Genomic DNA, 26128 nt, shown 5'->3' on the forward strand with positions numbered 1-26128 from the left:
ATACTCCATTACATCATAACGACGTCGAACTGTTCCTGAATATAAAGATGTTCAACCTGAATTTTGACCTGTTTACCAATAAAGACTTCCAGTTCAGCTAGAGCATGTGACTCTTCACCTTCTAGCGTTTCCGCCACTGCCGGTGATGCATAAACCACGAACTTATCTGCTTCATATGCGCGGTTAACACGTGTTATTTCACGTAATACTTCATAACATACTGTCTCTACGGTTTTTACTGAGCCACGGCCTTCACACGTAGGACATTTGGAACAAAGGACATGTTCAATGCTTTCTCTGGTTCGCTTTCTGGTCATTTCAACCAGTCCCAAGCTGGTGAAGCCATTAATATTTGTTTTCACTCTATCAACGGCCAGCGCTTGTTCTAGCGACGTCGCAACTCTAGCTCGGTGATCCTCAGCCATCATATCGATAAAATCGATAATGATAATACCACCTAAGTTTCTTAACCTTAATTGACGGGCAATGGCTTGCGTTGCTTCAATATTAGTATTGAATATGGTTTCTTCAAGGTTTCTACGACCAACAAATGCACCGGTATTAATGTCGACGGTAGTCATGGCTTCCGTTTGATCAATGATCAGGTAGCCACCAGATTTTAACTCCACTTTACGGTCTAAAGAACGTTGAATCTCATTCTCTGCATCGAACATATCGAAAATGGGTTTGTCACCTTCATAAAGTTCTAACTTGACCGTAAGTTCGGGAACAAACTCAGAAGTGAACTCTTTTAGCGTTTCAAATACCAATCTAGAGTCGACCTGGATTCTAGCTAATTCTGTGCCTACAAAATCACGTAAAATACGCTGAGCCAAACCTAACTCACCATATAACGTAGATCTAGTTTTATATTTTGCTCTTCTTTCACCCACTTTCTTCCAAAGTCGCTTTAGAAAAATAGCATCCTGAGCAAGTTCTTTTTCGTCGGCACCTTCCGCGGCTGTTCGAATGATAAAACCGCCATCTTCATCGCAATATTCTGCAACGGTTCTTTTTAGACGATCTCTTTCTTCTTCGCTATCAATTCGCTGAGAAACCCCAACATGGCTTGCGCCAGGCATAAAGACAAGATATCGAGAAGGAAGGGTAATGTCAGTCGTAAGCCTAGCACCTTTGGTACCTAGAGGGTCCTTGACAACCTGAACCACAATATCTTGCCCTTGACGAACCAACTCTGAAATATCTCGAACTTGAAACTGCTTCTTCTCATTTTCAGCGACACATTCCGTATGAGGAACAATATCGGAGGCATGTAAAAAAGCGGCTTTTTCTAAACCGATATCCACAAAAGCAGCCTGCATTCCCGGTAAAACCCGAGATACACGACCTTTATAGATATTTCCAACGATTCCACGGCGTGCTTCTCGCTCGATATGGACTTCTTGAAGGATACCACCTTCAATCATTGCTACCCTTGTTTCACTTGGGGTAACGTTTATCAACAACTCTGCACTCATGAGAGTACCTCATTAAGCTTATAAAAATTCTTGCAAGAGCTGATCGGTTTCAAATAGAGGCAAACCTACTACTGCGTAGTAGCTTCCTTCAATACGTGAGACAAATCGCCCACCTAAACCTTGTATACCATAACTACCAGCTTTATCGCACGGTTCGCCTGATTGCCAATACTGGCTTATTTCGTCTTCATTCAGAGGCTTAAACCATACGTCTGTTGTCACCAATTTAGACAAAAATTTATCTTTATTGATTATGCTAATCGCTGTTAGAACTTGATGTCGCTGTCCAGATAACGCTTGTAACATTCTTCTGGAGTCTTGAAAATCAACCGGTTTTTCCAGTACTTTATCTTGTAATACCACGACCGTATCCGAACCCAATACTGTCGCATTTGAGTTGGCCATCGCGAACCCTTTTACGGATTTCTCATAAGCAAGTCTCAACACATAGTCAGAGGGAGATTCGTCTACTCCCTTGCATTCAACTACGTCCGGCTTAACGATGCTAAAACGATAGCCGGCTTGTTGCAAAAGCTCTTTTCTTCGCGGAGAACCCGATGCCAAATAGAGATCCATCTTAATTGCCTATCAATATTTATTGTTTTAACTATCCGTCGTCATTATCTAATATGCCAATGGCGACGGACTCTTCTTAGTAACATAAATAGCCAAGGCCAAAGGATACAGTTAATTAATCCCGCCCATAGTGACATAGGATTAAAAACAACATCTTGGATAAGAAATTCCCCTCCAAACTCCCATAGCTTTGCTAAAACACTTATCGCGCCAATAAATATTGCTTGTTGCCAAAGGGCCATATTTCGAATCACCAAGAAATTTGCGGCGACCAAAAATACAGTAAATGACATCACAATGCCACGAATACCTAAGGTTGAACCAAGTAACAGATCCCAAGTTAAACCTAGAACAAACCCAGTACCTACATTGACTCTATGCGGGAGAGCAAGCACCCAATAACAAGTAACGAGAAGTAACCAAGATGGTCTGAAAAGATCTAGGCCACCAGGCCAAGGAATGGTTTGTAATATTAGAGCGATCAAAAATGTCGCCCAAACGACTAATCTTCCACGAAAGATGCTATTCGCCATTCGAGTCTCCACTTGGCTCTTGGCTCTCTTCTGACTCAATTTCACCATCGGACGAAATAGCTTGTTGCTGCCTATTTTCATTCGGCCAAATGAGCAACAAATATCTTAATCGGTCAAACTCTACAACCGGGTTCGCCTCAATTTGAGCGAACTGGCGGCTATTGTCATTGTCGACCTTAGATACATATCCAACCGGGTACCCTTCTGGGTATAATCCGCCAAGCCCAGAGGTCACTAATAGGTCACCAACTTGAATATCGGTACTAAGTGAAATATGTTCTAGTTGAATCGACTCAATATCACCACTACCAGCAGCGATGACTCTCAGATCATTGCGAACGACTTGAACAGGAATCGAATTATTTGAATCGACAAGAAGAAGTACTCTAGAATTATGCGCGGCAACAAAGGTTACCTGACCGACGATACCATTTTCATTTATAACTGGTTGCCCAACATATACACCATCTGTATGACCTTTATCGATCACGACTTGATGCCGATAAGGTGAAGAATCAACAGCCATTACCTCTGTAACGACCTTCTTTTCATCACGAATAAATGGCGAGCCTAATAGCTCACGTAGACGTTTATTTTCTTCTTGGTACTGTTTTAATAAACTCAAATCACTTTTCAGCAGCAACACTTCTCTTTTTAATGAAGAATTACTTACGATAAGTTCTTGACGAGAATTTAGTCGCTCATATAACCCATCGAACATAGTTCGAGGTAAATTTGCGGCGTATTGGATAGGTGCAACAACACTATTGAGGATATAACGAACACTTGAAAAAGCGTCAAGACGACTATCAGCCAGCATTAAGCTAGCTGATAGTGATATTGCGAAAAATAGGCGCAACTGCAGAGAAGGTCCTCTGCCGAAAATTGGTTTCATTCCATTTCACCCACTCGTACTGGATAAATGGAATTACTCTTCACTGAAGAGATCGCCTCCATGCATATCAATCATTTCTAATGCTTTACCTCCACCACGAGCAACACAAGTAAGTGGGTCTTCAGCAATAACAACGGGTATGCCTGTCTCTTCCATCAAGAGGCGGTCGATATCTTTCAATAACGCACCACCACCTGTTAACACCATGCCATTTTCAGAGATATCAGCGGCCAACTCTGGTGGACACTGCTCAAGAGCAACCATAACAGCAGAAACAATCCCTGTTAATGGCTCTTGCAACGCTTCTAAAATCTCGTTTGAATTAAGCGTGAAGCTACGAGGTACACCTTCAGCGAGGTTACGGCCACGGACTTCAATTTCAGCTACGTCATCGCCAGGGTAAGCTGAACCGATACCGTGCTTAATCTTTTCTGCCGTTGCTTCACCAATCAAACTGCCGTAATTACGACGCACGTAATTGATGATCGACTCATCAAAGCGGTCACCACCAATACGAACAGATGAAGAGTAAACAACATCATTCAAAGAGATAACAGCAACTTCCGTTGTTCCGCCACCAATATCGATGACCATAGAACCTGTTGGTTCTGATACCCGGAGCCCAGCACCAATCGCGGCTGCCATTGGTTCATCAATCAGATACACTTCACGAGCACCTGCACCATGTGCGGACTCTTTAATAGCACGACGCTCGACTTGCGTTGAACCACAAGGTACACAGACCAGCACTCGAGGGCTCGGCTTTAAGAAACTATTATCATGCACTTGCTTGATAAAGTGCTGTAACATTTTCTCGGTTACATAAAAATCAGCAATTACACCATCTTTCATAGGACGAATAGCAGAAATCGAGCCCGGAGTACGGCCAAGCATCTGCTTTGCTTCGTGTCCTACTGCCGCAACGCTTTTCGCTGTTCCAGCACGTTTTTGGCTAATAGCAACTACTGATGGTTCATCAAGAACAATACCTTGTCCTTTAACATAAATTAGAGTGTTTGCGGTACCTAGATCAATTGATAGGTCATTTGAAAACATACCACGAAGTTTCTTAAACATATTCTTCGCTCATTTGCATAATATTAGAAGACAAAATTGCACTAAATGTACCAATGCGCGGCCATTACAGCAAGGCATTGCTACACAAACATGGGGTTAATATCGCTTTTTCTTACAACCTTCTGACAAAACCCCGATTTTTCTACCCTTTATTGGCCTGTAAATCGGTTTTCGCCTCTGAAGATGACTCGGTCATTTCCTCGATAAATACCAAATGTGACGATCGTTGATGGATCTTCCTCCGCTTCGGCGGGACCATTCCAGAAATATTGTAACCAAGGTTGGTCAACATAGTTGCTACTGCAACTCGCATCACTGTCCGAGGTTTTCTTACTACCTTGACGCAACCATATTTTAAACTGCTCACGACGACTGGTTCCCTGCTTTGCAATTAATTTAGCATATTGCCCCTCAGAGACCGCGCTTTCATTTGTTGACGGCGTTGTGTTTAGCTCTAACGATACATTGCTGTTGCTTCCTATCTCAGACCAAATAGCCAGACTGCAATATTCATCGCTATTCAAAGCACTTCCATTATCATCGCTGTTGGTGACAAATTGATCACCATCCCAATATTCTACTTTTAAAGGTATCGATATCGTCGTGCCTTGGTTACCACCGACATCACTTAACAGCATTCGTCCATATCTAAAATCTGGTTGCTCTGAAAAACGCTTGCCCGATAGCGCACTGGTAATATAGGCATCAAAATCTAACGTTTCGAAGTTTACGCTATCAATCAGATCAGAAACTAATCCAAAATTGGCATTACCACTAGTGAATGGCCCATCCAAAGTAGAACCATTTTTGACCATATTAAAATCACTTATCCCAACCTCTATTTGGCCCGTATTATCCCCCCAACTTGAAGGTGTCCATTTAAGATCTATTGGTAATATACGAGTAGATTCAATGTTCTCCCAATTATCACTTCCATTATCATTTGGGATGTTGGCTGTGGCTTTATAAATCACCGTAACAATATTATTGTCAGTAAATAGACCGTAGTTAGTGGTAATTAACGCATTCCCATCGCTGTCATCTTGGCTGCTTTCAGCTTGGACAATGAAACTATGTCCTATATTCTGCCCCATATACGCAAAATCATTATGCTCATCGGCGTAATCCCACAGAGTGTCGCTGTCTTCAATGATGGTTAAGTGGTGAGGGTAAAAACGACCAATTTCTCTAGTTCCTGTATCGATGGTCATATCTAAATACTGATTTGAACTATTATTACTTATGTCATCAATATCGGCCGACATCATTAAGCTACCGACCTCATTCCAATAAAGATTATTGAAGAGATAAAATGGACTTTCTGTAGTCCCGCTATTTGCAGAATGAACTTTACGTTCGCCAGAGCTGATAATGGTCCCAGCATCATCTTTAACGATTATCGCTGAACCGGTACCTATCACTCCACTGGAAGGCGTTTGTTTTTCTGCTCTAAGAAAAACAGTAGCAGGTTCTGCATCACTGGCAAAAAAATTGGTTGTAATGTCTGTGTTACATTTAGATTCTGGATCGGGCGTTCCCGGTATATCCATATAAATGATAGGGATCACTCTAAGAGCAAAAAGTTCACCAGCCGCCGTGTAAGGGATCCCGCTGCTGGAAGTTCCATTCATAGCTGAGCTATTTTCATCACAGATCGCAAAGGTCCAAGGTCTCGCGCGAATTTCAAATGAACCGCTTAATACTCCACTTCCTTCGATTGGGCACCCAACAATACCAGTACAATCAAAATTTGAATCCGTTAATTTTAATTTGGCGATACCCGATTCATCATAAGTAATATCGATAGAAGCAATACCATCTTCAAAGTCTATCTGGTTTGTTAAGTTAGTAGGTGTAATTAGTGTTAGTTTACCTAACGTACCGGAGATAGGAGAAAGGAGTGAATAACTATAAGGTACATCTTTTTCATTATAACTAGTGACTGTGGAAGCCCCTTCCCCAGAACAGGCCAACACTCTAATATCTAAAGATTGTACCTTTCCTGCGACCACATTTTGGTCATCAGCAGCAAACTTAAATGGAACGAATTCAAAATCCCCTTTTGCAGTTGCATCGTTAGGGTAGTCGACTAAGTAAGCATTAACTTCAACTGTCCCTAGGCTATTTTTTCTCAAATAAAGGGACAGTTCTCCATTTTCAATATTAAACGTCCCTTCTGACGTACCCGAACCGGATGAAGTAGTAGAAAGTACCCCGGCCTCGGCTTTTACGTGAATTAGCCCTGAATAGTCGTTTACATCACCAGCTAGATCTTTTACTTGAAATTCTAAAACCTGGTTTTCACAAATTAGCGAATAGCCACTTATTGGTGTCATTACTAAAGTATAGTTGTTCGGTGGTTCAATCCCACACCCTTCCGCCAATTCGCCATATATAGTTGCTCCGCTAGTCATTGCAAGCTTTACTGCAGTCAACGAACCATAGATAACAGACCTATTCAACGCGACATATTTCTCGCTATAAATATCGGCATATACTGCAGCATTTCCCGTAATATCAACAAAATCACGACTAGGATTAGGGTAGCTAAATTCTGAGTCATGTACATAAATGAGCAATCGCCCACCGGAGCTGGATCCAATTATTGAGAGCCCTGACATAATTAATGTTTTAGTATGTAATATGACGTTTTCGCCAGTTGGAACAATGAGTTGACTCTGATTATTCAGTTCAAGGCTGTCAAACCAATACTCTCCTGTCGTTAACGTCATGTCAGTTTGCCCGATAACAACTTTCCCAAATGCCTCTCTCTGTGAATATGTTGCCGTAGTATTCCAAAGTGAAAGATCTTCATAGGCAGCCTTAGTTGGGATGGGGTAGTCATCTAAACCACCCAAATTTAGTGCTTGAACTATGTAACGTTCATTCCCAATACAACCTTGAGAATTACACCCCGTAATAGAAGCATTCCAACCAATAGATTCTTGTTTAAAGCCAACTTGTGGGATCGCACCACTTGGCTCAGGAAATTTCACACTACTCGAGTTATTCGCATCAAATAAGTTTGCACCTGCGTTCCCCACCCACGTTTGCAACTGAGCAGGAAACACATTACAACTCTCAGGAAACGAGGGGGCCGGAAAATCAGGAACATCGCCGTCTTCGTAACAGTTATAGTCAATAAGGTCACTTCCACCCACCGTAATTTGCGCACTTTTAAAGTCGGTTAAATCGGCTTCTCCTGAACTTATGTAATACCATCCATCTACTGAAAGGTCGGTTCTATATAAGTAGTAATCTATTAACCCTTTCTTATTATTATTAGGGTCGGCCGTATAGAAAAGTTGGATATCATAATTACCATTCACTTCAGTTAGTTGATCGATGATTACAGGTAATGGATCATGGTTATGAACATCACTATCATTTGTCCACAAAGGGAGAAAAATTTTGGATCCTGCTCCGCCTCCTTTTTTTGTCACCCATACCGTTTCCGTTAAATTTGCATTTTCGATAGTAAAAGCAAGGGAAAAATCTTTCCCGCTAGACACATTGCACTGCTGATCAAGCGGCGGCGAATTTTTTTTAATGGGCTTAGCCGCATACGCATTACTGATTAAGAGCAATGTGAATAGAAATGCTTTAGCTAAAGACAATATCAATCTCATCATTACTCCCCTAATGCCTTTAACCAAACTTCTTGCTCACGCTGTACTTGAAAAATAGAGCCAGAACTGCAAATAGCCACGGTCGTTACGCGAAAATACTTAAGATCATCGGGCAGAGATAATTCTGGTGCCGTACAGGTTACCTGTGGCGTGGAACAAGGCAGTCCTTTCGCTAAGTCATCCCTTGCACTCGTGTTACCACTAATGGAACTACAATTGGTTACAAGCTCTGAAAGGCTGCCATCCCCCCCAATTGGGTATAGCCGTGTTAGCGCCCATTCACTAGCCGAATTTGCTAAAAACCAAGCTTGGGTACCCAGGCTTTCTCTTGTTAACGTATCCTGATTCGACCATTTTATGCGCATTAAATTGGAGGCGAGCAAGCTCATCACGACGACAATAAACACCGCCATAATGATCATATTACCATGCTGCCTTTTCGGCTTAGCACCGAACCTCTGTTTAAGGAACATTTAACACCTGCACATCATGTTTATAAGAACTCTTTTCACCATTGTTATCAAATAATAGATCCATGTGTACTAAGCCCCCCCTCTGAAGGGTCGGCTCCGTGTAATGAAACTGGCTATCTGAAAAACGCAGTCCATCACCCACCGTATTTTTACTGCCTGAACCAACGCTTTTTGTAATAACTCCAGTGCTAGCAATACAATAGGACACCTGATTAGAATAGGTATAGTAACGATTGGCTATCGAGTGGCTATCGAAATTGTCATTTACCTGATACGCATAGACCCCTGCGCTTAGGACGACCTCAATACAGCTTGTAACATTGGTATCACGACACCCAACTAAAGAGAGTGAACGACTATTATCATTAAGATCATCGGGTTGACTCGGGTTAATCGTAAGCCGATCCCCACTCGCTCCGCTTATGCGTTTTCCTTGATTATCAACAACGAACTGAAGCGTTCGATCGACCTCATTTCGTGAATAAAAACCGGCATTGTTGATAGGATAAAAGGTTAAACACTTATCACCTTGTGAATCGTTCACGACATTAAAACTATTGGGTACAGCATGACGAATTTCCCTCGTCATTTTTTCTATTACAAATCGAGCCTGATTTTGAATTCTCTGCCTATCAATGCTATCCGCATAGCCTCTGGACCCCATTTCTATTACTGAACCGGCACCAATAAAGATGATGCCCATAATAATGATAGTCATCACCATTTCAATTAGAGTAAAACCGTTAACTCTCATTAATAGTTCCCTCTATGAGCAACAAAATCGTACGAACCATAACTGCCCGCCACAATCTCTACTCTCACTTTCTTAAATTGGCTAGAGCCACCAACACTCACCTTATCAACGGTCACATTAGCGGCGAAATTTGGGTACTCAGCAAGAATAGAATTACCTAAAACATCGCTTAAGCTGCCGACTTCACTCTCTGTACAATTCGCTTTACTGGCCTCATTGGTGTACCAACATCCAATATAATCGTCTACATCGTTAAAATTTTCTGGCTTACGAACCGTGCCAGAGGCATCGAATTCAGTCGTACCCGCATCTGGACCTAAAGTCGTCGAACAAAGAACAAGTGCTCCGTTCGAATCATTTTCACCGCAACGAATAAAACCACCGTCAGGGTCACTATTATGATCATACCCTCGGGCCAAAATCTCTGTTGTTAAGCTGTTGGCCAACGCAGAGGCACGGACTTCGTAATGTGAGCGAGCAGAGTCTTGTATCTGTGGGAATAGAAATGAAGTCATCGTCACCATCGCAATACCAATAATAACGATAGCGACAATGCTCTCTATCAACGTAAATCCAGCCGATTTTCTAGAGAAACGATTAACAGCCATAAACATACCCTACGCTACTAATACAAACACCAACCGCTTCCGTAGGGCTTTTTATATTAATTCTTACATTACTTGGTGTCGGTTCGCCTAACAGGTCAAAGTCTACCGTCATAGCCGGATCAAAGGTTACCTCTTCAGGTAATACTAGATTATTGCTACGAGTATCATCGGTCGAACTGCAACTGGCTAAGGAACCTAAACAATCACTTGTGATGGATAAACGATATTCTGATGAAAGGGAGTCGGAAGCATCAATATTGGATTGCATACGGCCAAGCTGGATCTGGCGTATGATCGATATGGCTTGTTCTTGAGCGGCGTAAGGAGAAAAACTGGAGACGCCGATATAGCGGCTAGCCGCATAAACGGAAAGTATGCTAAGAAGGAGAATAACAACGACTAATTCGACAAGGGTAAAGCCATTGTGACTGTCTGAGGTCGACTTCATAGATACCACACTCGAAGGTCAATGCTAAGTATAAAATATGCTGTTAACAATAAGGCCAGCATCGTTTACTGACCTTATTATTATAATGGTAACTAAATTACATCATTAAACTACTTACAGTCGTCCACGTTGACATTTACTGTCGGCGTATTGCCACTTTCAGTTGGCTCTATATACTCAACATAACACTTGGTAATATCAGCATATTTTTTAATCGCGTCAGAAGCAAATGTCGCTCTATAAGCTTTGCCATTTTTTTTCACAAACCCATCCCAATCTGTCTCGTTGTCCAACCCAGTGACTGCGTCAGGTAAATCAGCAGCTGTTGGATAACCAAATACAGTGTTAATTGTAGTTGACCCCTCTGTAATGGAAGCTCCCGTAGCACCTTTTGCTAGCGACTCGATACCATCAATCGCGGACTTACCAAATACGATACCACCAGCGCCATTAATTGCACCGGATAGACCTTGAATAGCTGAAACACGTGCATCTTCTTGCAAATTCAAAAATCTCGGTGCCGCTGTAACAGCCAGAATACCCAGAATAACAATGACCACAACCAATTCGATTAGGGTAAAACCACCTTGTCTCTTCATAACTCACTCTCTTTAAATGAAATGTACAAGCTCAGAACAACTGAACACTTGAATTTACTAATGAATGTCTACATTGCTGTCACTATAGGTAATAGCCAAGCAACAATACTTATCAATAGCGACATTTAAAGTAAACATCGCCATGTTAACGGTTAGTTGGTTAGGTTCACCAATACACGACCTGTCGTGATGTCGTACTCAAAATTATGATTAGTCGAGCCTTCCAACTGTGTATAAGTGCAGGTGCCACTGTTGCTTGCCGCAGCAGAGTACCTTGCATCCGCATCCGAGGTATCATTTTCAACCACGGTTGGTGGGTTTTGAAGCAGGTTTTCCATCAACTCTAAACAAATCGCGTTGGTTGCACCTGTCGCACCCGAGTTCGCCGTACTTGAAACAGCAAGTGGATAACCGTCGCGAAAGCCACTGTTATTCGATGAGTCGGTAAGAATAAAGTCGACGCCGTCGTAATCGACAACATTAACACTATTAACCTGCGGCCTAGATTCTGCTTCCCATTGGGCTCGAGCAGAAAGCACCGCCGTTGCAAATCCGCCTGCAACCCCTTCAATACTTGCTTTTTTTGCTTCGTCAGTGATGTCCAAAAACTTTGGCAATGCCGCTACGGCTAATAATCCGACCACAACAATGACAATGACTAATTCAACTAAAGAAAAACCAGTCTGTTTTTTCATACTGTCTTCTACCTTTTTTTCTGGAGCGCATTCTATCTGCATGATTTATGTACTTGGTTAATTTTGCGCCAACTAATTCATTTAATTGATGTATCAATATTAATAGATAATTTTTTATCTATAATTTTCAATATTATAACATCGTGTCCTGTATAACTATAACTACAAATATAGTCATTTTTAATATTATTACTTTTTATGCTGTCTAGAGGATGCCCAAACACCTTTTTACCTTCATTTAACAACAAAAGCCAATAACCACAATCAATGACGCCTTCTTTTATCGGTAAAGGCCAACCTTCTGAATTAAATTGAATTTCTTTTTTATCCACTATCATCGTTTCTGGCCGTTTTTGAATCAACCAGTTCTCTTTGTAGAAATTCGCTTTATTAAGCATTCTTTTTGCAGCGACCGCATAGGCGGTTTCCATCGTTGTAACCTGTAGTTTATTTCCTATAGATAGAACCGATAGCGTCAATATGGATATCAATAATAACCATACTGCAAATCGAGGTGACACCAACGGATTCACAATGGCTATCCTTTTCCCTGTATCGCATCCAACATCCCCCACATTGGTAGGAATATCCCCAACGCTAAGATCAATACAATACCAGCGACAAACACTAACAATATAGGTTCAATTCTCGCGGTTAATGTTTTGAGATCATAATCAACTTCTCGATCATAAAAATCGGCCACTTCTAATAATAGCTCATCAATACGTCCCGTCTCTTCACCTACGGAAATCATTTGAATAACTAATGGGGTAAAAATACCACTTTTGATGGCGGTATTTGAGACCGTACCCCCTGCTTCTATCGAACTTTTCATTGCCAATAGCCGTAATTCAAGAAATCGATTTCCCATCGCTTCTGCTGATAGCGCAATAGATTGGTTCAGTGGCACGCCTGATTTCAACATGAGAGCAAATGTTCGTGAAAACCTCGCCATTTGAGCTCGAGTGACAATGCTACCTACTATGGGCATTTTTAATCTAAAACCATCCCACTTCTCTCTGCCGCTAGGGCTTGATGTCCATGTTTTAAATGCAAATAAGGCGCCAAATATACCAGCAATAATTGCTCCCCAATATGAGACGACAAAATTGGACGTGCCAATTAATATTCGTGTCGGTAATGGCAGGTCGACACCAAATCGACTAAACATACTGGCAAACTGAGGGATGACGAAGTAGTTCAAGATACCGAGCGCAAGCGTAACAAAGACGATGACGAAAGTAGGATACCGCATTGCACTTTTTATTCGCTTTCTCGTCTCCAATTCTTGTTCATAGTAATTACTTAACTGAAGTAATACCTCATCCAATCGCCCTGTATTTTCGCCCACGCTAATCATAGAAACAAACAGAGAGCTAAATACGTTGCTATGCATTCCCATTGACGCCGAGAGATTTCGCCCGTTAGTCAGTTCGGATACTACGTCTTCTAACGCCTTTTTAAGCTGTTTATTGTCTGTATTAGAGGCCAATCCATTGATAGATCGTAGCAATGGAACGCCAGCTTTAGTCAGGCTATACATTTGACGACAAAATATAACCAGCACTTCTAACGGAATCGATGGTGTGAACAGTTTAGCAAGATCAAAATTGGCGATTCCGCCACCAGACGAACTACCAATAGTAATAGAGGTAGGAATGACACCTCGATTCATCAAGGCGTCGGCAGCCAGCTCTTCAGTGGGGGCTTCTACATCCCCAACCACTTGCTTGCCATCTGTACTTCGTCCCTGATATCGAAAATTTGGCATGGGTTATTTCTGACTCCGCATATTAGGCTCTGTTGACCTTTCGTGATTATAAATAGATAGGTTCTTTATTGCCGGAAGCGTCACCTTCACCAAGACCTAATACTTCATCCACACTCACCACACCTTGTAGAGCCAACTCCATTGCAGAAGCAAGCAAAGGCTTATACCCGGGTGCTTTTCTTGCTTTTTTTGCAAATCCAACGGTGTCATCCGCACGGAGGGCATCCATCATATCTTCTCCAAACTCTAACAGCTCAAATACACCAATACGACCTTTGTAGCCCGTCAAATTACAGTTTTGACATCCACGTCCTTTCGAGAAGGAAGCGTGTGACTGGTTAGGGAAACGGCTTTCAATCCAGATTTTCTGTGCGGTATCTAGCTCTGCCTTCGTACTACAATCAGGGCAGATCTTTCTAATTAATCGTTGAGCGAGCACCGCTCTTACGGAACTTGCGACAAGATAACCAGGCGCGCCCATATCTATCATCCTAAGAGCGCTATCCACAGCGTCATTCGTATGCAAAGTACTCAAAACTAGGTGACCGGTTAATGCAGCACGTAACCCGATTTCAACCGTCTCTTGATCTCGCATCTCACCCACAAGAATAATATCGGGATCTTGGCGTAAAAATGTCCGCAGAACGGTTGAAAAATCTAGATTGATTTTAGGATTAACTTGAACCTGATTCACCCTTGGCAATCGATATTCAACGGGGTCTTCAGCCGTGATTATCTTTTTAGACGCGTCGTTTAATTCTGACAGTGCACCATATAGTGTCGTTGTTTTCCCAGATCCTGTTGGGCCAGTGACCAATATCATGCCGTGTGGACGCTTAAGCTGATGCCTAAACCTTTCGAGAAGGTCTTTTGGTAATCCTGATTCTTCTAACTTCCTAACCCCTGTTGTTTGATCCAAAAGACGCATGACAACCGACTCACCATGTTGAACGGGCATAGTAGACATACGTATATCAATGGAATGGCCTTTAGAGCGAATATTAAATCGACCATCTTGGGGCAGCCTTTTTTCCGATATATCTAAGTTTGCCATCAGTTTTAATCGAAGGACCAATGCTGAGGCGATATTAACTTCATTCAATAACGTTTCATGCAAGATACCGTCGATTCGCTGCCTCAAACGCAACACATTCGAATCCGGTTCGATATGAATATCAGAGGCTCCTACCTGTACCGCGTCTTCAAACAGCGAGTTGATCAGCTTAACAACCGTTACCTCATCACTATCAGCACCTTCGGTCAGACCAAAATCAAACGAATCCGTCGTTTGATGCTCTGCCTGCAACTGTTCAGCAAATGAGGCGATCTCTTTGGTTCGGCGATAATAGCGATCAAAGCCATCAACGAGTTGATGTTCCAATGAAATAACAAACTCTAACGTATACTGAGAAAGCCTTGTTAAAAGTGACTCTTGCGCAGGCAAATCAGCCGGATCACTCATTGCAACTCGTAATGTATCTCCATTTTTTCCAATAACGAGAGCACGAAGTCGACGAGCATGTACCTCTGGTAATAATTGAACCGCATCTATATCGATATCAGCACGGCTGAGATCGATAACAGGTAACAGCAGTTGTTGAGAAAGAAATTCCAGCATCTGTGTTTCGGTTAAGAAACCCAGTTGAATAAGCGTATCGCCAAGTTTCCTGCCCGTCTTCTTTTGAGCAAGTAGAGCCTGTTCTACCGCCTGCTCTGTGACAATGCCCTCTTCTACCAACAGGTCACCGAGTCTTTTTCTGAGTTTAATTTGCACCAGACGCGTCCTCTAGACTATTGAGAATATTGAGGCGATCTCGTATAAATGACTGAGTCTGTTTTGAGACACCCACTCTTTCCGTTGCTTCTAGATACGACTCTTTCGCCTCTGGGTACATCATTTTCCTTTCTTGCTGAATGGCTAACCCTAACCACCACCTCGCATTATCTGGTTCTTTTTCTACTAACATTTGATAGGTTTCAAATGCGACAGCTGAATTTTTAATTTGCTGAGCAAGCGCTGCACGCATTGCAAGGTAATCGGTATCCACATTGTACGGTAAATAGATTAATGGACTCAGTGCAGCTTCAGGTTGGTTTTCCTTTACTAAGATCTTAGATAGAGCAATACGAAGTATCTGGCTGTCTTCATTTAGTCTAATTCCATGTTGTAATAACTCGGCCGACTTGCGTAGATTTTTCTTTCCATAATAGAGTGCAGCTAGCCGCTTACGTGTCTCTTCATCCGATGACTGATACCTCAATGCGGTTTCGAATTCGGTGATAGCGCCATCTAAATTATTACTATCAAGCTCTTTTTTTCCTCTTTCAATCGCATAATTAGCCAACTGCAGTGGGGTCAGTTCTACTTGTTCAACCGCCATGGTACCTGCGCCCATAGCGCTCTCTTTTTCAACCGGTGTCACGGATTGCTTAACCGAGGTATCTTTTTGCTTTGCCGGCGTCGATACCTGCGCGATTAAGACTGGTGGGGCGACATAGGTTGCTTCTGTCGCTGTTGACTCGACATAGACACTGATGTTTGCATTCTCTATTACCTTTGACGTTGGCGAAGAGTTCACCGAGGTCACTATCGTTGGCTGGATTAATTGAGCATCTTGTGTCGGTATAGATAATGGTTCTGCTATTGGTGTGCTAATTGTTGTCATCTGTTGCGAAACGGCCCAACCACCAATACATAGGCTTAAAGTAAACCCACCGACCGCCCAAGCCAAATTACTCGCACCTTTCACTGCCGTAATTTCTGCTCTCACTAGCTTTGATACTTTGTCGACATCTTTGTTTGCGATGTCGGCTAGGGCGTTATTAATCACACTCATGTCTGTCTCCAACCCCATAATATCGGCGTTTTGTATTTTGGTTTGAGCGCATCATAGGTATCTTGAATTGCGTCGTATATAAATTGGTTTTTTATTATTTTTTCTTGATTTCCAAACGCTAAAATTAAACTTTTATGGCAAATCTGATTGATCAGTCTAGGTATACCTTTGCTTGCTTTCCATATCGCTTTTTTCTGATTTAAAGAGAAGAGTAGTTTATCTCCACCACTCATCTCTATTCGATACTGTATGTAAGCACATGCCTCAGAAATTGTCAGTGGACGTAACTTGGCACTAAAAGTAATTCGTTGTCTGAACTGTCGCATATGATTCGCTTCCAAACGCTCATCCAATTCTGGCTGACCAAACAAAACGATCTGTAAGAGCTTTTTATCTTCCGTTTCTAAGTTACCAAACAAACGCAGCGTCTCTAAAGCTTCATCACTCAATGCCTGAGCTTCATCGATCAAAGTGATTACCTGCTTTCCATGTAAAGAGAGTTCCAACAACTTGTCTTGAATCGCATCAACCATCTGACCCGGTTCGACATGACTAATACCTAACTCTTTCGCAATCGCAGAGCGTAGACCATCTCCTGAAAGTACTGGGTTGGGTAGGTAAACCAGCCCAACATTATTCGGGAGCTGATTTATTAACATACGGCAAACCATGGTTTTTCCAGTCCCTACCTCGCCTGTAACCTTTATCACACCTTCACCCATTTTCACCGCAGATATAACGGTCTGGAGTGCTTCATAGTGCGGCGCTAGCCCTTGAAATAGCTCGGTCATTGGAGTCAATCCAAATGGCGTTTTTTCAAAGCCAAAAAAGGTTTGGTACATGATTACTCCGAGTCGGGAAACCACTCCTGCAAAAGATCACGAGAACGTTCTACTTCCTGCTGCCATGTATGTACACCAACAACGGTTGGTTTCAGTAAAATAACTAGCTCTGTTTTTTCGGTATATTCAGATGTATTTCTAAACAAGTGACCTAACCCAGGAATATCGCCTAACAACGGCACTTTTGATACCCTGTCGAAGGTATTCGATTTCATCAAACCACCTATCACGACAACATCACCGTCGCGCGCTCTGATGATTGAGTCGGACTCTCTAATCGATGAGCGTGCCATCGGGGCATCGTTAAGAAATTCATAGGTTTTCTCTTCTACATCAATGACGGCAGGATGAACATGCAACATAACGTTTCCTTTTCCGTCGATCTGAGGTGTCACATCTAGAGATATCCCTGAGAAAAATGGCGTTAACTCATACTCCGTTGTTGGGGTACTTGTATCTCCGACTTCGATATAATCTATTGTGACCCCAGTTACAAAGTACTCGTCTACTCCAACTTTGATTACGGCCTTCTGGTTGTTAGCTGCTGTTACGCGCGGGCTCGAAAGCACGTTAAGATCGCCCTGCGTTGACATGAAACTCAACACCGCCTCAAAATTTCCATCCGAAATAGTGACATTGGTTTGGCCACCTAGAAGTTCGCCTATCGTATCTTGTCCCGGTAATATGGTGGAAACAGCCGTTCTGGCAATATCAACTGAACCGCTGCCTATAGACGCACCAATATTTGACCAGTTGATACCTTGTTGGTAACCATCGCTGAGTGTCACTTCTAATATCTTGGCTTCTAAAATGACTTGTCGTTGCAATCTCTCGTGAGAGATACTCAAAAACTGCTTAATATCCCGAATTTCACTAGGTTGAGCTCTAACTGTTAAGACGCCGGCTTGCGGGTTTACGGTCACACTTCTTCCGTCTTCAGAGCCAATTAGGCTCTCTACGGTGCTTTGAAGCTGAGACCAAAAGTCACTTTCACTTGTGGTTTCAATGGTTGTTCCGCCGGTATTACTGCTTGAGCTAGAATTGGAATTGGAATTGGAATTCGATGAGCTGTTCGAATTTGACGAGTTCGAATTAGAATTACTATCGCTATTATCGTCATCATCTTCTGTAGAGACGGTACTGGTCGTAATACTGGTTAATGAGCGGCCATTCCTTTTTAGTTGCAGATAATCAACAGGTAGGGTTTCTGTACGCATCCCGGCAGGGTAAACCTGTATGATTTTCCCTGTTTTAATGATGTCATAACCGTACATATCTCTTGCAACATTAAGTACCTCATCTAAGGTTACGTCTGATAAATTAACCGTCATTCGACCAGAAACATTAGGATGAATCACAGCGCTATATTCCGTACCATTAATGATGCTGGCAAAAAATGTTTTGGCCTCAACACCATCAGCCTGAACTCTGAATCGTTTTAAAGAGGTGAAAGCGACGCCTGTATTATTATCGAGTTCCGGCATCAAATCTGCTTGAACCGAAGCTGGCAACTCATCAAGACTTCGATTATTTGCATTATTTGCAGCTTCATTAAGTTCTTGCTTTATTTCAACAGGATCCCGGTGCCCCATTGAACATCCCACCAATGACGCAATTAAAATTCCAACGACAACTTTACGCATAATAAGTATCAAACCTTAGTTTTAATTCTTTATATCTAATTTAAACAGAGCCAAATGATGCACAACATTTCCTCGCACTACTGTTACTTCTTTCTGTGTGATCTTTTTTACTTTGTAACCACTAATGAGATCATCCACATTGGCTAACTTATCATCCAGTACCGCATAGCAATTCGATTCCTCTCTGCACACAATACTTTGCAGGGTAGGCACCGGATATGTTTTTTTTACTTTTTTGCTAACAGCCGTCTTAGGTGCGATCCAATTTAGAGGGGCTGTTGGGTCTTGAGCTGCCATCGTTTTCAATGCAACAAAAATCAGGCACAATCCCACCAAAATCATTCGACAATTAACCACCAATGAACTCCTGTCTTGTTCCTAAGGTGTATACCACCAGCACCAATTTTGCTTTAGGGTATGCATCAACTTCATACTCAAAACTGCGCCAAAAATATCTCACCTTCATCGACTCTAATGTTGCAAGATAGGCTTTAATATCAAAATACTTTCCAGTCAATTCTAACCTAACGGGATGTATAAAATAGCCAGCATGTTCGTTGGCGTCCGATAAAATCGCCTCTGCGGGAAGAGACTGAAGCGAGATAAGTTTTAGCGTCACACTATTATCTAGCACTGTTTCGAGTACTTCAGCCATATCAGACGGTGAGAGCAATCCACCTACAAATTCAGCCAATTCAAATGAAAGATCCTGACTTTCATCAGATAACCGTATTAATTGTATATCCAATTCGACATTAGGATCAGTGAGTAATTGCTCTTTAAGCCCAGCTATTTCTGTTTCAAATTTAGTAATCTGTATTGATTCAGCCTTGCTTTGCTTTTTCTTTGCTGTACTTAGATTTTGAATAGGATCGATTAATAGAGTGAGTAGGATAAAAAATAGCGCGACTAAACCGCCACCTGAAATTAACCATTTTTCTCGCTGAGATAATAGTGCAAACTTTTCTGACAGCTGATTCCATCTCTGCATTATTCTTCTCCTACAGAAAGAGAATTTTTTGATTCAACTTGAGTCACCAGTTCAAACGTAACGATGTCCTCTTCGTTTCGGCCGATATTCAGACTTTCAAAGGTTCTTCCTACCAAGTTAAGTTCCGTTTTAAATTGCTTAACCCATTTAGGAACACTACTTGGCGTCCTTGCTACTCCTTTAAGATTAAGTATTTTCTCATTCAATTCGATATGAGATATCGAGATATCATCTCGGCCCAATTCAGACAGTGACGCCATGACACCGGAATACCCTTCTTTCAGAGAGTCATCAAATTGATTAATCGCTTTAAGCGTCGCTTTTTTCGCATCAATATCGACGGTTAACCTATCAATCGCTTTAAGCTTCGCTGGGTTAGGTTTATGATTCGCGGCTTGATAGCTAAGCGTTTCAAACTCATCCGCTAATCGTTCTTTGTTCCTTGTCTTTACCGTCAACTCTTGATCTATCCCAGCGATTTCATAGTTCATATAGCCGTAATATCCTCCCATAACTAACGAGAGAAGAAGCCATGACGAAAAAACGCTCTTTAAAGTAAACCGTTCTTTTTTGGGCTTAAGGTGAGCAGGGTATAGATTTATGCCATCATCAGGAATCAGTGGAAGTGTATTGCATAATACCTGACCACATGACAATTGGTCAGTCATATTCAACGCAGAAACTTGAGTACTTAACCGTTCAGATAAAGCGCTAACTAACTCTTCAGTATTGTCTTCATCACAAAGTACCAATAGATGATTGAAAGCCGCATCACGCAACTGAGATGACAAATAATCGATTGATCTTTGCAATTCAAGAGCAATACTATCGAGTTGTAATTCGCTTGAAGCCACACCAGTCAGTGGTGGTACAACACCTCGAATGACTCTTTGAAATCTATTTTTCGTTTCTACAAAAGCACTTATTTTATAGCTGTCTTTCATTCCGCGATAAAGCAGCATGAAATTATTTATATCACTTTGTACATGCCCCCAAACTTCATCTTCTGGAACAATCCGAGATAAAGCAATATTCGCATTATCCAATATACCAATAAGTGGTGTTAGGTATTTTTTACTCAGAACATAAGCCTGTGCACGTCGACCATCCGGCAACAAATAGGCATCGGCTACTATATCCGTCACTCTTTCATTTACCAGATCTTTCAATAGAAACGGCAATGCAACCGACCATTCGTCTTTAGGAAGCTCTGGCTTATCTATTTGATAAAGTTGATAATAATTAGAGCTAAAAACGACCGTTGCCGAATACTTATTACTGGTAAAAGAACTAAGCGCAACTTTCAGTGCGGCATCCCAACTAGACTCAATTGGAAACAGTAACGTCTCTTCACTCGCCTTATCAGAAGACCTGATATAAATAGCATCAACTTGAATGACGATTCTAAGTTGATCTTTATTATTAGATGAAGAAGTTAACTTACTAAATAGTGAACGAACATTCATATAGTTTACACATTTTCCTTAAAACTTCTTACGCCAGCGATTTCTACCGCCAACCTGTACCTTGGGAGCTTCAGGTCTAGGGATAATCTGATTTTCGGCTTGGAACATCCTTCCTTGGCCACCATCAACGCCTAATTCAACCAAACAATTCCATTCTTTTCCACGCTCGACACCAACAGCGATGACTTGTGTTTTCGTTCCTTCACAAGCGCCAATTAAGCTACGAATAAATAGTTGATTTTCTTGTCTTTGTTCTATTTTCTTAACAAGACTTCTATGCAGTTTTAGATAGTCGATATCTAGGTCTTTAATGTAATGCGTACTGGTTATTGTTCGCCCAGCCTGCCCTATTATAACCTCACAACCTAACCCTGAAATCATTCGAACAACAGGCCGCATATAATCCAAATTATTGACTATCTGCCCTTCGACAAATTCAAAGCTTAATTTACTTCTTGTTTCTGCCGTTAATTGTAGCAGTTCGTCCCTTAACCATCTGAAATTCATTCGATCTTTAAATGGTAGAACGTTCAAGTTTATAGAATAACATGTCCCAAGAGTGGTTGTTTTAATAAATGTGAGAATCGTTTTGACAACCAATTGATCCATATGAGATTCATAGCCCACTTGCTCAATAGCGGACATAAATCTCGAGGCTTTTAATATACCAACGCCTTCGTCATCTATCCTTGCAAACAACTCATTGTGCAACAACTTAATTTTATATGAAGAACGGTTTATTAAATAACAAGGTTGTTCAAAGATAAGCACTCGTTCATTCGAAAAGGACTTATCAAATAATGTACGCCATCTCACTGTTCCTCGCGAATCGCCAGTAACTTCCTTCTTATGAAAACGACTCCAATTGTTACTGCTTTGTAGTTCAGCGCTCTTCAATGCTGTTTCTACTTCACTTAGGATATGGCCTCGTCGCTCCCCTTCTGAATACATGGTGATCCCAATATGACACCAATTATCACTATCCATCGAATCAATTAGTGATACTTTCTCTAATTGACGCACGCATTGGTTAGCCAGAACCGAAATGTCTTTACCATTTTGATGAGGAATTAAAACGGCAAACTCTGATTCAAAATATCGTGCAAATACGACGTCAGGAAAACGCTGAACAATATTTGAAATTACGCTACCAACTTCAACGATGAACTCATCACATCGTTGTTTATCCACCCCTTCAGTTAAGCTGTCCCAGTCGTAAATCCTAAAAAGAACGATCGCCCCTGTCGCACCACTTTCTTGCAATGCAGATTCCAATTTAGAATCAAACAACACTCTATTTGCGGCACCCGTCAATTGATCCAAAAAGGTGTGAGTTCGGATGAAAGTATCGAATCGACTTCGTTCTTGCCGTGCATCCTGAAGCTCATCAATGAGCACATCAAGAGCTTCACTTGCTGTATACGGCCATTCTTTCTGATCACCTTTCGCAGACTGAGTAACCCTGCCAGCCAAGATCATTCTTCCTCTTTCTTCTAATAATTCAGAACCTCTAAGCTGCTTTTTCAGCCAATTAACACCCTGAAAAAGGCAAAATAAAACAAGAGCAATAGCCAAAGATACCGACGACAAAGCACTAAAAGAATGGCTCTGTTCTAGATAGGGCGACAGAACTTTTATATTGATAGAGAATCCGTCATTTCTTTCTAAAGAATAACTTTTTTCGTACAGACGAGATGTATCAATTTGAGTAGAATTGTTGACGTAGTGGTAGACCCGTTCTTGAGAAGATAATAGCTCTAATTCTATGATATTACTTGCTTGGGAAAGTAGAGGTATCCAACCTTGTATATTCTGTATATTTTTATCTTCAACGAGTGATTTATCGATAACGGATACGATGCCATCGACTTGTTGATTGAGATATTCTTGGCCGATACTTCGAAATGTGAGTGTTCCACCAACAAACAAAATAAACATTGCACCTATAACGATAATGGTGACAAAAGCGGTCAATCTTGTACTCAATTTAAGAGTTGGGGTGTAACGCATGAATAGCAAAATCCTTTTAACTATTTTATCCCAGAATCCAGTTTACACTTTTAAGTCTACTTACTTCTTGTAAATATGAACCTTTCTGTACGATATGTGAATGCATGAATACGTAATAATTCGAATCTAGCTCTCAATTCATAAAAAAGTCAGTAACGAGTTTTATCCATTTCCCTAAGACTTAAGGTGTCCAAAAGGGATAGCGCTTTGATTTTAGCATTAAAAAGCCCGCTAAAACGGGCTCAAATTGGAACATCCATTTTGATATTCGTTAGAACGGAATATCGTCATCAAAGTCCATAGGTGGTTCATTATATTGCGGTTGTGCCTGCTGAGGCGCTTGTTGAGGTGCTTGCTGAGGCGCACGTTGAGGTGCCGCTTGTTGTTGCGGTGCTTGTGCTTGCTGAACAGGTTGCTGAGGTTGCCCCCACCCTCCTTGTTGAGATTGTTGCCCTTGGCCTCCTGATGCTGGAGCACCACCTTGACCTTGGCGACCACCAAGCATCTGCATTACACCATTGAAGCCTTGGACTACCACTTCTGTTGTATAACGATCTTGACCGCTTTGGTCTTGCCATTTACGAGTCTGCAATTGACCTTCAATATAAACCTGAGAGCCTTTACGTAGATACTCGCCTGCAACTTCTGCCAATTTTCCGAATAAAGCAACTTTGTGCCATTCCGTTTTTTCGCGCTGCTCTCCAGTCGCCTTGTCACGCCAGCTTTCTGAAGTAGCAATAGTAATATTCGCCACTGCACCGCCGCTTGGCATATATCGAACTTCTGGATCGCCACCTAAGTTGCCAACCAAAATAACCTTATTAATTCCACGGCTCGCCATGATCTGCTCCGTATACATGTTTTATTAAAAATATAAGGCGACAAGAATACCATGAACTTTGATAGTCTCAACCTTTCTTGTCTCTCAAAGCCAGAACTTAGTATGAATTAAAGAACTATCTACACATATAAACTTCTGATTATTTTCCGAGCGCCCACTCAAGTTGATGAAACAAACAAGTTACTTTCATCTTTAAAAATCAATATGATACGCAGATTTATTTAATTCATTGAGATACTCAATGACAATTTAAATTCCATCAAGCTAAGGTAGAAGAAGATTTCCAATTGCAGAGGGAAGTACGATGAAGGATAAAATAAATGTCGTACACATTGAAAATGATTCTTACTATTCAACCCGACTCAACAAATTGTTAAAAAACAACCACTACAGCGACTATAACGAAATATCAGCATCAGCAATCGAAGGCGCTATTTATCTAGATGGCATTTTTTTATATTTCATTGATTTCAAAACCGCGATAGACATTTATAAGCAATTAGAGACATTGACCGAAAACAACAAATACTGTTTTACTGTGATTTATGATGCCCCTAAGAAGATCGCAACTTCAGAACTGGTCAAACTGGGTCGATTAAGAGGATATTTCTATGTGAACATTACTGACGATGAGGTCTTCGACAGCATAAATGGGTTACTTAAGGGCAAAAGTTCACTTCCCGAAAATATATCCTATCAATTGATCGAGTATTACCAATCGCTGATTCTTCGCTTTAGCGAACCCTATAGCATTGATTTAACCCAAAGAGAGGTACAAGTATTAGAACGCCTTCGCCTCGGGTTATCAAATAGTAAACTAGCCGACGAGCTTTTTGTCAGTGAGCATACTGTTAAGTCTCACCTGTATAAAATTTTCAAAAAAATAAGCGTATCCAAGAGGACTCAAGCAATCGCATGGGCTCACAAATATTTACCGTGATCTAAAGTTTTTAGTTGTTTGAACCAAATATACAGATTTTTCATATCGCTGTGATATTCTACCAACGATAATAATTAAGAATCGTTCTGTATAGGATTTATCTATGATCAAAAAATGTCTATTTCCGGCTGCTGGCTATGGCACCCGCTTTCTCCCAGCAACGAAGTCCATGCCTAAAGAGATGATGCCTGTCGTAAACAAACCACTCATCGAATACGGTGTCGATGAGGCGATTGAAGCTGGCCTCACTGGTATGTGCGTTGTCACTGGTCGTGGAAAGAATACGCTTATCGATCACTTCGATAAAAATTATGAGCTGGAACATCAAATTAACGGTACCAATAAAGAAGAGTTGCTTGATGATATTCGTAGAATTATGGATTCTGCTCATTTTACCTATATACGACAGCGAGAAATGAAAGGCTTAGGTCATGCTATTCTTACTGGTAAAGAGCTGATTGGCGATGCTCCTTTTGCGGTTGTACTAGCCGATGACTTATGTGTGAACGAAGAAGGCAATGGTGTACTCACTCAAATGGTTGCGCTTTATAAGCAGTTTCGTTGCTCCATTGTTGCTGTACAAGAAGTACCAAAAGAAGATATTCACAAATATGGTGTTATCTCTGGAGAAATGATTAAAGACGATATTTATCGTGTTGATGATATGGTCGAAAAACCTGAACCAGGAACGGAACCAAGTAACCTAGCTATTATTGGCCGCTATATTCTGACCCCTGACATCTTCGACATCATTGAAAATACAGAGCCCGGCAAAGGCGGTGAGATTCAGATCACCGATGCCCTTTTACAACAGGCTAAGTCAGGTTGTGTATTGGCCTATAAATTCAAAGGTCGCCGCTTTGACTGTGGCAGCGTTGAAGGCTACATAGAAGCGACTAACTATTGCTATCAAAACCTTTACAAAAAAGATGAACAAAAGGTTGAGTTGGATAAGCGAACCACTGAAAAAAACATGTAAACACTCTTTTCTTATTGCAAAAGCGCTGCTATTCCGCAGCACT

The 26128-nt window shown here is 41.4% G+C and carries 25 protein-coding genes; 2 read left to right on the forward strand and 23 right to left on the reverse strand.

All coding sequences use genetic code 11. The features are described from left to right. Positions 1–8 precede the first annotated feature (8 nt). From rng to IUZ65_RS14995, 23 genes are all read right to left on the reverse strand, one after another. Entirely contained in the window at positions 9–1478 is a 1470-nt protein-coding gene (rng, locus tag IUZ65_RS14885; RefSeq protein WP_195704462.1) for a ribonuclease G, read from the reverse strand. A gap of 18 nt (positions 1479–1496) precedes the next feature. After that, positions 1497–2054: a Maf family protein gene (locus IUZ65_RS14890; RefSeq protein WP_195704463.1), complete on the reverse strand. Its 558-nt coding sequence runs from the start codon at positions 2052–2054 to the stop codon at positions 1497–1499. A gap of 44 nt (positions 2055–2098) precedes the next feature. Next, a complete protein-coding gene (gene mreD, locus IUZ65_RS14895) occupies positions 2099–2587 on the reverse strand; it encodes a rod shape-determining protein MreD (protein ID WP_195704464.1) in 489 nt (162 codons plus the stop codon). After that, on the reverse strand, positions 2577–3482 hold the full coding sequence (gene mreC, locus IUZ65_RS14900) for a rod shape-determining protein MreC (RefSeq protein ID WP_195704465.1): 906 nt from the start codon (positions 3480–3482) through the stop codon (positions 2577–2579). The genes mreD and mreC overlap by 11 nt, the downstream gene beginning before the upstream one ends. Positions 3483–3515: 33 nt before the next feature. Then, positions 3516–4559 carry a rod shape-determining protein gene (locus tag IUZ65_RS14905; protein WP_195704466.1) on the reverse strand — a complete coding sequence of 348 codons (1044 nt, stop codon included), beginning with the start codon at positions 4557–4559 and terminating at the stop codon, positions 3516–3518. Positions 4560–4708: 149 nt separating this feature from the next. Further along, positions 4709–8191, reverse strand: coding sequence for a DUF6701 domain-containing protein (locus IUZ65_RS14910; protein ID WP_195704467.1), 3483 nt, complete (start codon positions 8189–8191; stop codon positions 4709–4711). Then, on the reverse strand, positions 8191–8661 hold the full coding sequence (locus IUZ65_RS14915) for a hypothetical protein (protein WP_195704468.1): 471 nt from the start codon (positions 8659–8661) through the stop codon (positions 8191–8193). The genes IUZ65_RS14910 and IUZ65_RS14915 overlap by 1 nt, the downstream gene beginning before the upstream one ends. Next, positions 8651–9415, reverse strand: coding sequence for a PilW family protein (locus tag IUZ65_RS14920; RefSeq protein ID WP_195704469.1), 765 nt, complete (start codon positions 9413–9415; stop codon positions 8651–8653). The genes IUZ65_RS14915 and IUZ65_RS14920 overlap by 11 nt, the downstream gene beginning before the upstream one ends. Further along, a complete protein-coding gene (locus tag IUZ65_RS14925) occupies positions 9415–10023 on the reverse strand; it encodes a type IV pilus modification PilV family protein (protein WP_195704470.1) in 609 nt (202 codons plus the stop codon). The genes IUZ65_RS14920 and IUZ65_RS14925 overlap by 1 nt, the downstream gene beginning before the upstream one ends. Continuing rightward, positions 10013–10471, reverse strand: a complete 459-nt coding sequence (locus IUZ65_RS14930) for a prepilin-type N-terminal cleavage/methylation domain-containing protein (protein ID WP_195704471.1) — start codon at positions 10469–10471, stop codon at positions 10013–10015. Before IUZ65_RS14930 ends, IUZ65_RS14925 begins: the two co-directional genes overlap by 11 nt. Positions 10472–10581: 110 nt before the next feature. Next, entirely contained in the window at positions 10582–11070 is a 489-nt protein-coding gene (locus IUZ65_RS14935; RefSeq protein WP_195704472.1) for a prepilin-type N-terminal cleavage/methylation domain-containing protein, read from the reverse strand. Positions 11071–11222: 152 nt separating this feature from the next. Continuing rightward, entirely contained in the window at positions 11223–11807 is a 585-nt protein-coding gene (locus tag IUZ65_RS14940) for a prepilin-type N-terminal cleavage/methylation domain-containing protein (protein ID WP_443083717.1), read from the reverse strand. 35 nt (positions 11808–11842) lie between these two features. After that, positions 11843–12196 (reverse strand): hypothetical protein, encoded by a 354-nt coding sequence (locus IUZ65_RS14945; protein ID WP_195704473.1) that lies wholly within the window; start codon positions 12194–12196, stop codon positions 11843–11845. Positions 12197–12303: 107 nt separating this feature from the next. Further along, entirely contained in the window at positions 12304–13536 is a 1233-nt protein-coding gene (locus tag IUZ65_RS14950; protein WP_195704474.1) for a type II secretion system F family protein, read from the reverse strand. 46 nt (positions 13537–13582) lie between these two features. Continuing rightward, a complete protein-coding gene (locus IUZ65_RS14955) occupies positions 13583–15310 on the reverse strand; it encodes a GspE/PulE family protein (RefSeq protein WP_195704475.1) in 1728 nt (575 codons plus the stop codon). Further along, positions 15300–16373, reverse strand: coding sequence for a tetratricopeptide repeat protein (locus tag IUZ65_RS14960; RefSeq protein WP_195704476.1), 1074 nt, complete (start codon positions 16371–16373; stop codon positions 15300–15302). The genes IUZ65_RS14955 and IUZ65_RS14960 overlap by 11 nt, the downstream gene beginning before the upstream one ends. Further along, positions 16370–17215, reverse strand: a complete 846-nt coding sequence (locus IUZ65_RS14965) for an ExeA family protein (protein WP_195704477.1) — start codon at positions 17213–17215, stop codon at positions 16370–16372. The genes IUZ65_RS14960 and IUZ65_RS14965 overlap by 4 nt, the downstream gene beginning before the upstream one ends. A 2-nt stretch (positions 17216–17217) precedes the next feature. Next, on the reverse strand, positions 17218–18858 hold the full coding sequence (gene mshL / locus IUZ65_RS14970) for a pilus (MSHA type) biogenesis protein MshL (protein WP_195704478.1): 1641 nt from the start codon (positions 18856–18858) through the stop codon (positions 17218–17220). Between the two features lie 21 nt (positions 18859–18879). After that, complete coding sequence (locus IUZ65_RS14975) at positions 18880–19215, reverse strand: MSHA biogenesis protein MshK (RefSeq protein WP_231363592.1); 336 nt, start codon at positions 19213–19215, stop codon at positions 18880–18882. Further along, positions 19208–19849: an MSHA biogenesis protein MshJ gene (locus IUZ65_RS14980; RefSeq protein ID WP_195704479.1), complete on the reverse strand. Its 642-nt coding sequence runs from the start codon at positions 19847–19849 to the stop codon at positions 19208–19210. The genes IUZ65_RS14975 and IUZ65_RS14980 overlap by 8 nt, the downstream gene beginning before the upstream one ends. Further along, positions 19849–21315, reverse strand: a complete 1467-nt coding sequence (locus IUZ65_RS14985; RefSeq protein WP_195704480.1) for an MSHA biogenesis protein MshI — start codon at positions 21313–21315, stop codon at positions 19849–19851. Before IUZ65_RS14985 ends, IUZ65_RS14980 begins: the two co-directional genes overlap by 1 nt. Before the next feature lie 18 nt (positions 21316–21333). Beyond that, the gene (gene csrD / locus IUZ65_RS14990; protein ID WP_195704481.1) at positions 21334–23325 is read right to left on the reverse strand and encodes an RNase E specificity factor CsrD; all 1992 of its coding nucleotides are present in this window, start codon (positions 23323–23325) and stop codon (positions 21334–21336) included. A 271-nt stretch (positions 23326–23596) separates the two neighbouring features. Then, the gene (locus IUZ65_RS14995; protein ID WP_195704482.1) at positions 23597–24166 is read right to left on the reverse strand and encodes a single-stranded DNA-binding protein; all 570 of its coding nucleotides are present in this window, start codon (positions 24164–24166) and stop codon (positions 23597–23599) included. Positions 24167–24470: 304 nt separating this feature from the next. On the opposite strand from IUZ65_RS14995, the gene IUZ65_RS15000 reads away from it, so the two are divergent. Further along, positions 24471–25106, forward strand: a complete 636-nt coding sequence (locus IUZ65_RS15000) for a LuxR C-terminal-related transcriptional regulator (RefSeq protein WP_195704483.1) — start codon at positions 24471–24473, stop codon at positions 25104–25106. 103 nt (positions 25107–25209) lie between these two features. Next, complete coding sequence (gene galU / locus IUZ65_RS15005; protein ID WP_195704484.1) at positions 25210–26085, forward strand: UTP--glucose-1-phosphate uridylyltransferase GalU; 876 nt, start codon at positions 25210–25212, stop codon at positions 26083–26085. The last annotated feature ends 43 nt before the right edge of the window (positions 26086–26128 follow it).

Source organism: Vibrio sp. VB16, from assembly GCF_015594925.2.
Classification (GTDB): domain Bacteria; phylum Pseudomonadota; class Gammaproteobacteria; order Enterobacterales; family Vibrionaceae; genus Vibrio.

What these genes read in the sequence shown, in the direction of transcription:
- rng (WP_195704462.1), bottom strand. Translation starts at nt 1,478, where the DNA reads ATGAGTGCAGAGTTGTTGATAAACGTTACCCCAAGTGAAACAAGGGTA.
- IUZ65_RS14890 (WP_195704463.1), bottom strand. Translation starts at nt 2,054, where the DNA reads ATGGATCTCTATTTGGCATCGGGTTCTCCGCGAAGAAAAGAGCTTTTG.
- mreD (WP_195704464.1), bottom strand. Translation starts at nt 2,587, where the DNA reads ATGGCGAATAGCATCTTTCGTGGAAGATTAGTCGTTTGGGCGACATTT.
- mreC (WP_195704465.1), bottom strand. Translation starts at nt 3,482, where the DNA reads ATGAAACCAATTTTCGGCAGAGGACCTTCTCTGCAGTTGCGCCTATTT.
- IUZ65_RS14905 (WP_195704466.1), bottom strand. Translation starts at nt 4,559, where the DNA reads ATGTTTAAGAAACTTCGTGGTATGTTTTCAAATGACCTATCAATTGAT.
- IUZ65_RS14910 (WP_195704467.1), bottom strand. Translation starts at nt 8,191, where the DNA reads ATGATGAGATTGATATTGTCTTTAGCTAAAGCATTTCTATTCACATTG.
- IUZ65_RS14915 (WP_195704468.1), bottom strand. Translation starts at nt 8,661, where the DNA reads ATGTTCCTTAAACAGAGGTTCGGTGCTAAGCCGAAAAGGCAGCATGGT.
- IUZ65_RS14920 (WP_195704469.1), bottom strand. Translation starts at nt 9,415, where the DNA reads ATGAGAGTTAACGGTTTTACTCTAATTGAAATGGTGATGACTATCATT.
- IUZ65_RS14925 (WP_195704470.1), bottom strand. Translation starts at nt 10,023, where the DNA reads ATGGCTGTTAATCGTTTCTCTAGAAAATCGGCTGGATTTACGTTGATA.
- IUZ65_RS14930 (WP_195704471.1), bottom strand. Translation starts at nt 10,471, where the DNA reads ATGAAGTCGACCTCAGACAGTCACAATGGCTTTACCCTTGTCGAATTA.
- IUZ65_RS14935 (WP_195704472.1), bottom strand. Translation starts at nt 11,070, where the DNA reads ATGAAGAGACAAGGTGGTTTTACCCTAATCGAATTGGTTGTGGTCATT.
- IUZ65_RS14940 (WP_443083717.1), bottom strand. Translation starts at nt 11,807, where the DNA reads ATGCAGATAGAATGCGCTCCAGAAAAAAAGGTAGAAGACAGTATGAAA.
- IUZ65_RS14945 (WP_195704473.1), bottom strand. Translation starts at nt 12,196, where the DNA reads ATGGAAACCGCCTATGCGGTCGCTGCAAAAAGAATGCTTAATAAAGCG.
- IUZ65_RS14950 (WP_195704474.1), bottom strand. Translation starts at nt 13,536, where the DNA reads ATGCCAAATTTTCGATATCAGGGACGAAGTACAGATGGCAAGCAAGTG.
- IUZ65_RS14960 (WP_195704476.1), bottom strand. Translation starts at nt 16,373, where the DNA reads ATGAGTGTGATTAATAACGCCCTAGCCGACATCGCAAACAAAGATGTC.
- IUZ65_RS14965 (WP_195704477.1), bottom strand. Translation starts at nt 17,215, where the DNA reads ATGTACCAAACCTTTTTTGGCTTTGAAAAAACGCCATTTGGATTGACT.
- mshL (WP_195704478.1), bottom strand. Translation starts at nt 18,858, where the DNA reads ATGCGTAAAGTTGTCGTTGGAATTTTAATTGCGTCATTGGTGGGATGT.
- IUZ65_RS14980 (WP_195704479.1), bottom strand. Translation starts at nt 19,849, where the DNA reads ATGCAGAGATGGAATCAGCTGTCAGAAAAGTTTGCACTATTATCTCAG.
- IUZ65_RS14985 (WP_195704480.1), bottom strand. Translation starts at nt 21,315, where the DNA reads ATGAATGTTCGTTCACTATTTAGTAAGTTAACTTCTTCATCTAATAAT.
- csrD (WP_195704481.1), bottom strand. Translation starts at nt 23,325, where the DNA reads ATGCGTTACACCCCAACTCTTAAATTGAGTACAAGATTGACCGCTTTT.
- IUZ65_RS14995 (WP_195704482.1), bottom strand. Translation starts at nt 24,166, where the DNA reads ATGGCGAGCCGTGGAATTAATAAGGTTATTTTGGTTGGCAACTTAGGT.
- IUZ65_RS15000 (WP_195704483.1), top strand. Translation starts at nt 24,471, where the DNA reads ATGAAGGATAAAATAAATGTCGTACACATTGAAAATGATTCTTACTAT.
- galU (WP_195704484.1), top strand. Translation starts at nt 25,210, where the DNA reads ATGATCAAAAAATGTCTATTTCCGGCTGCTGGCTATGGCACCCGCTTT.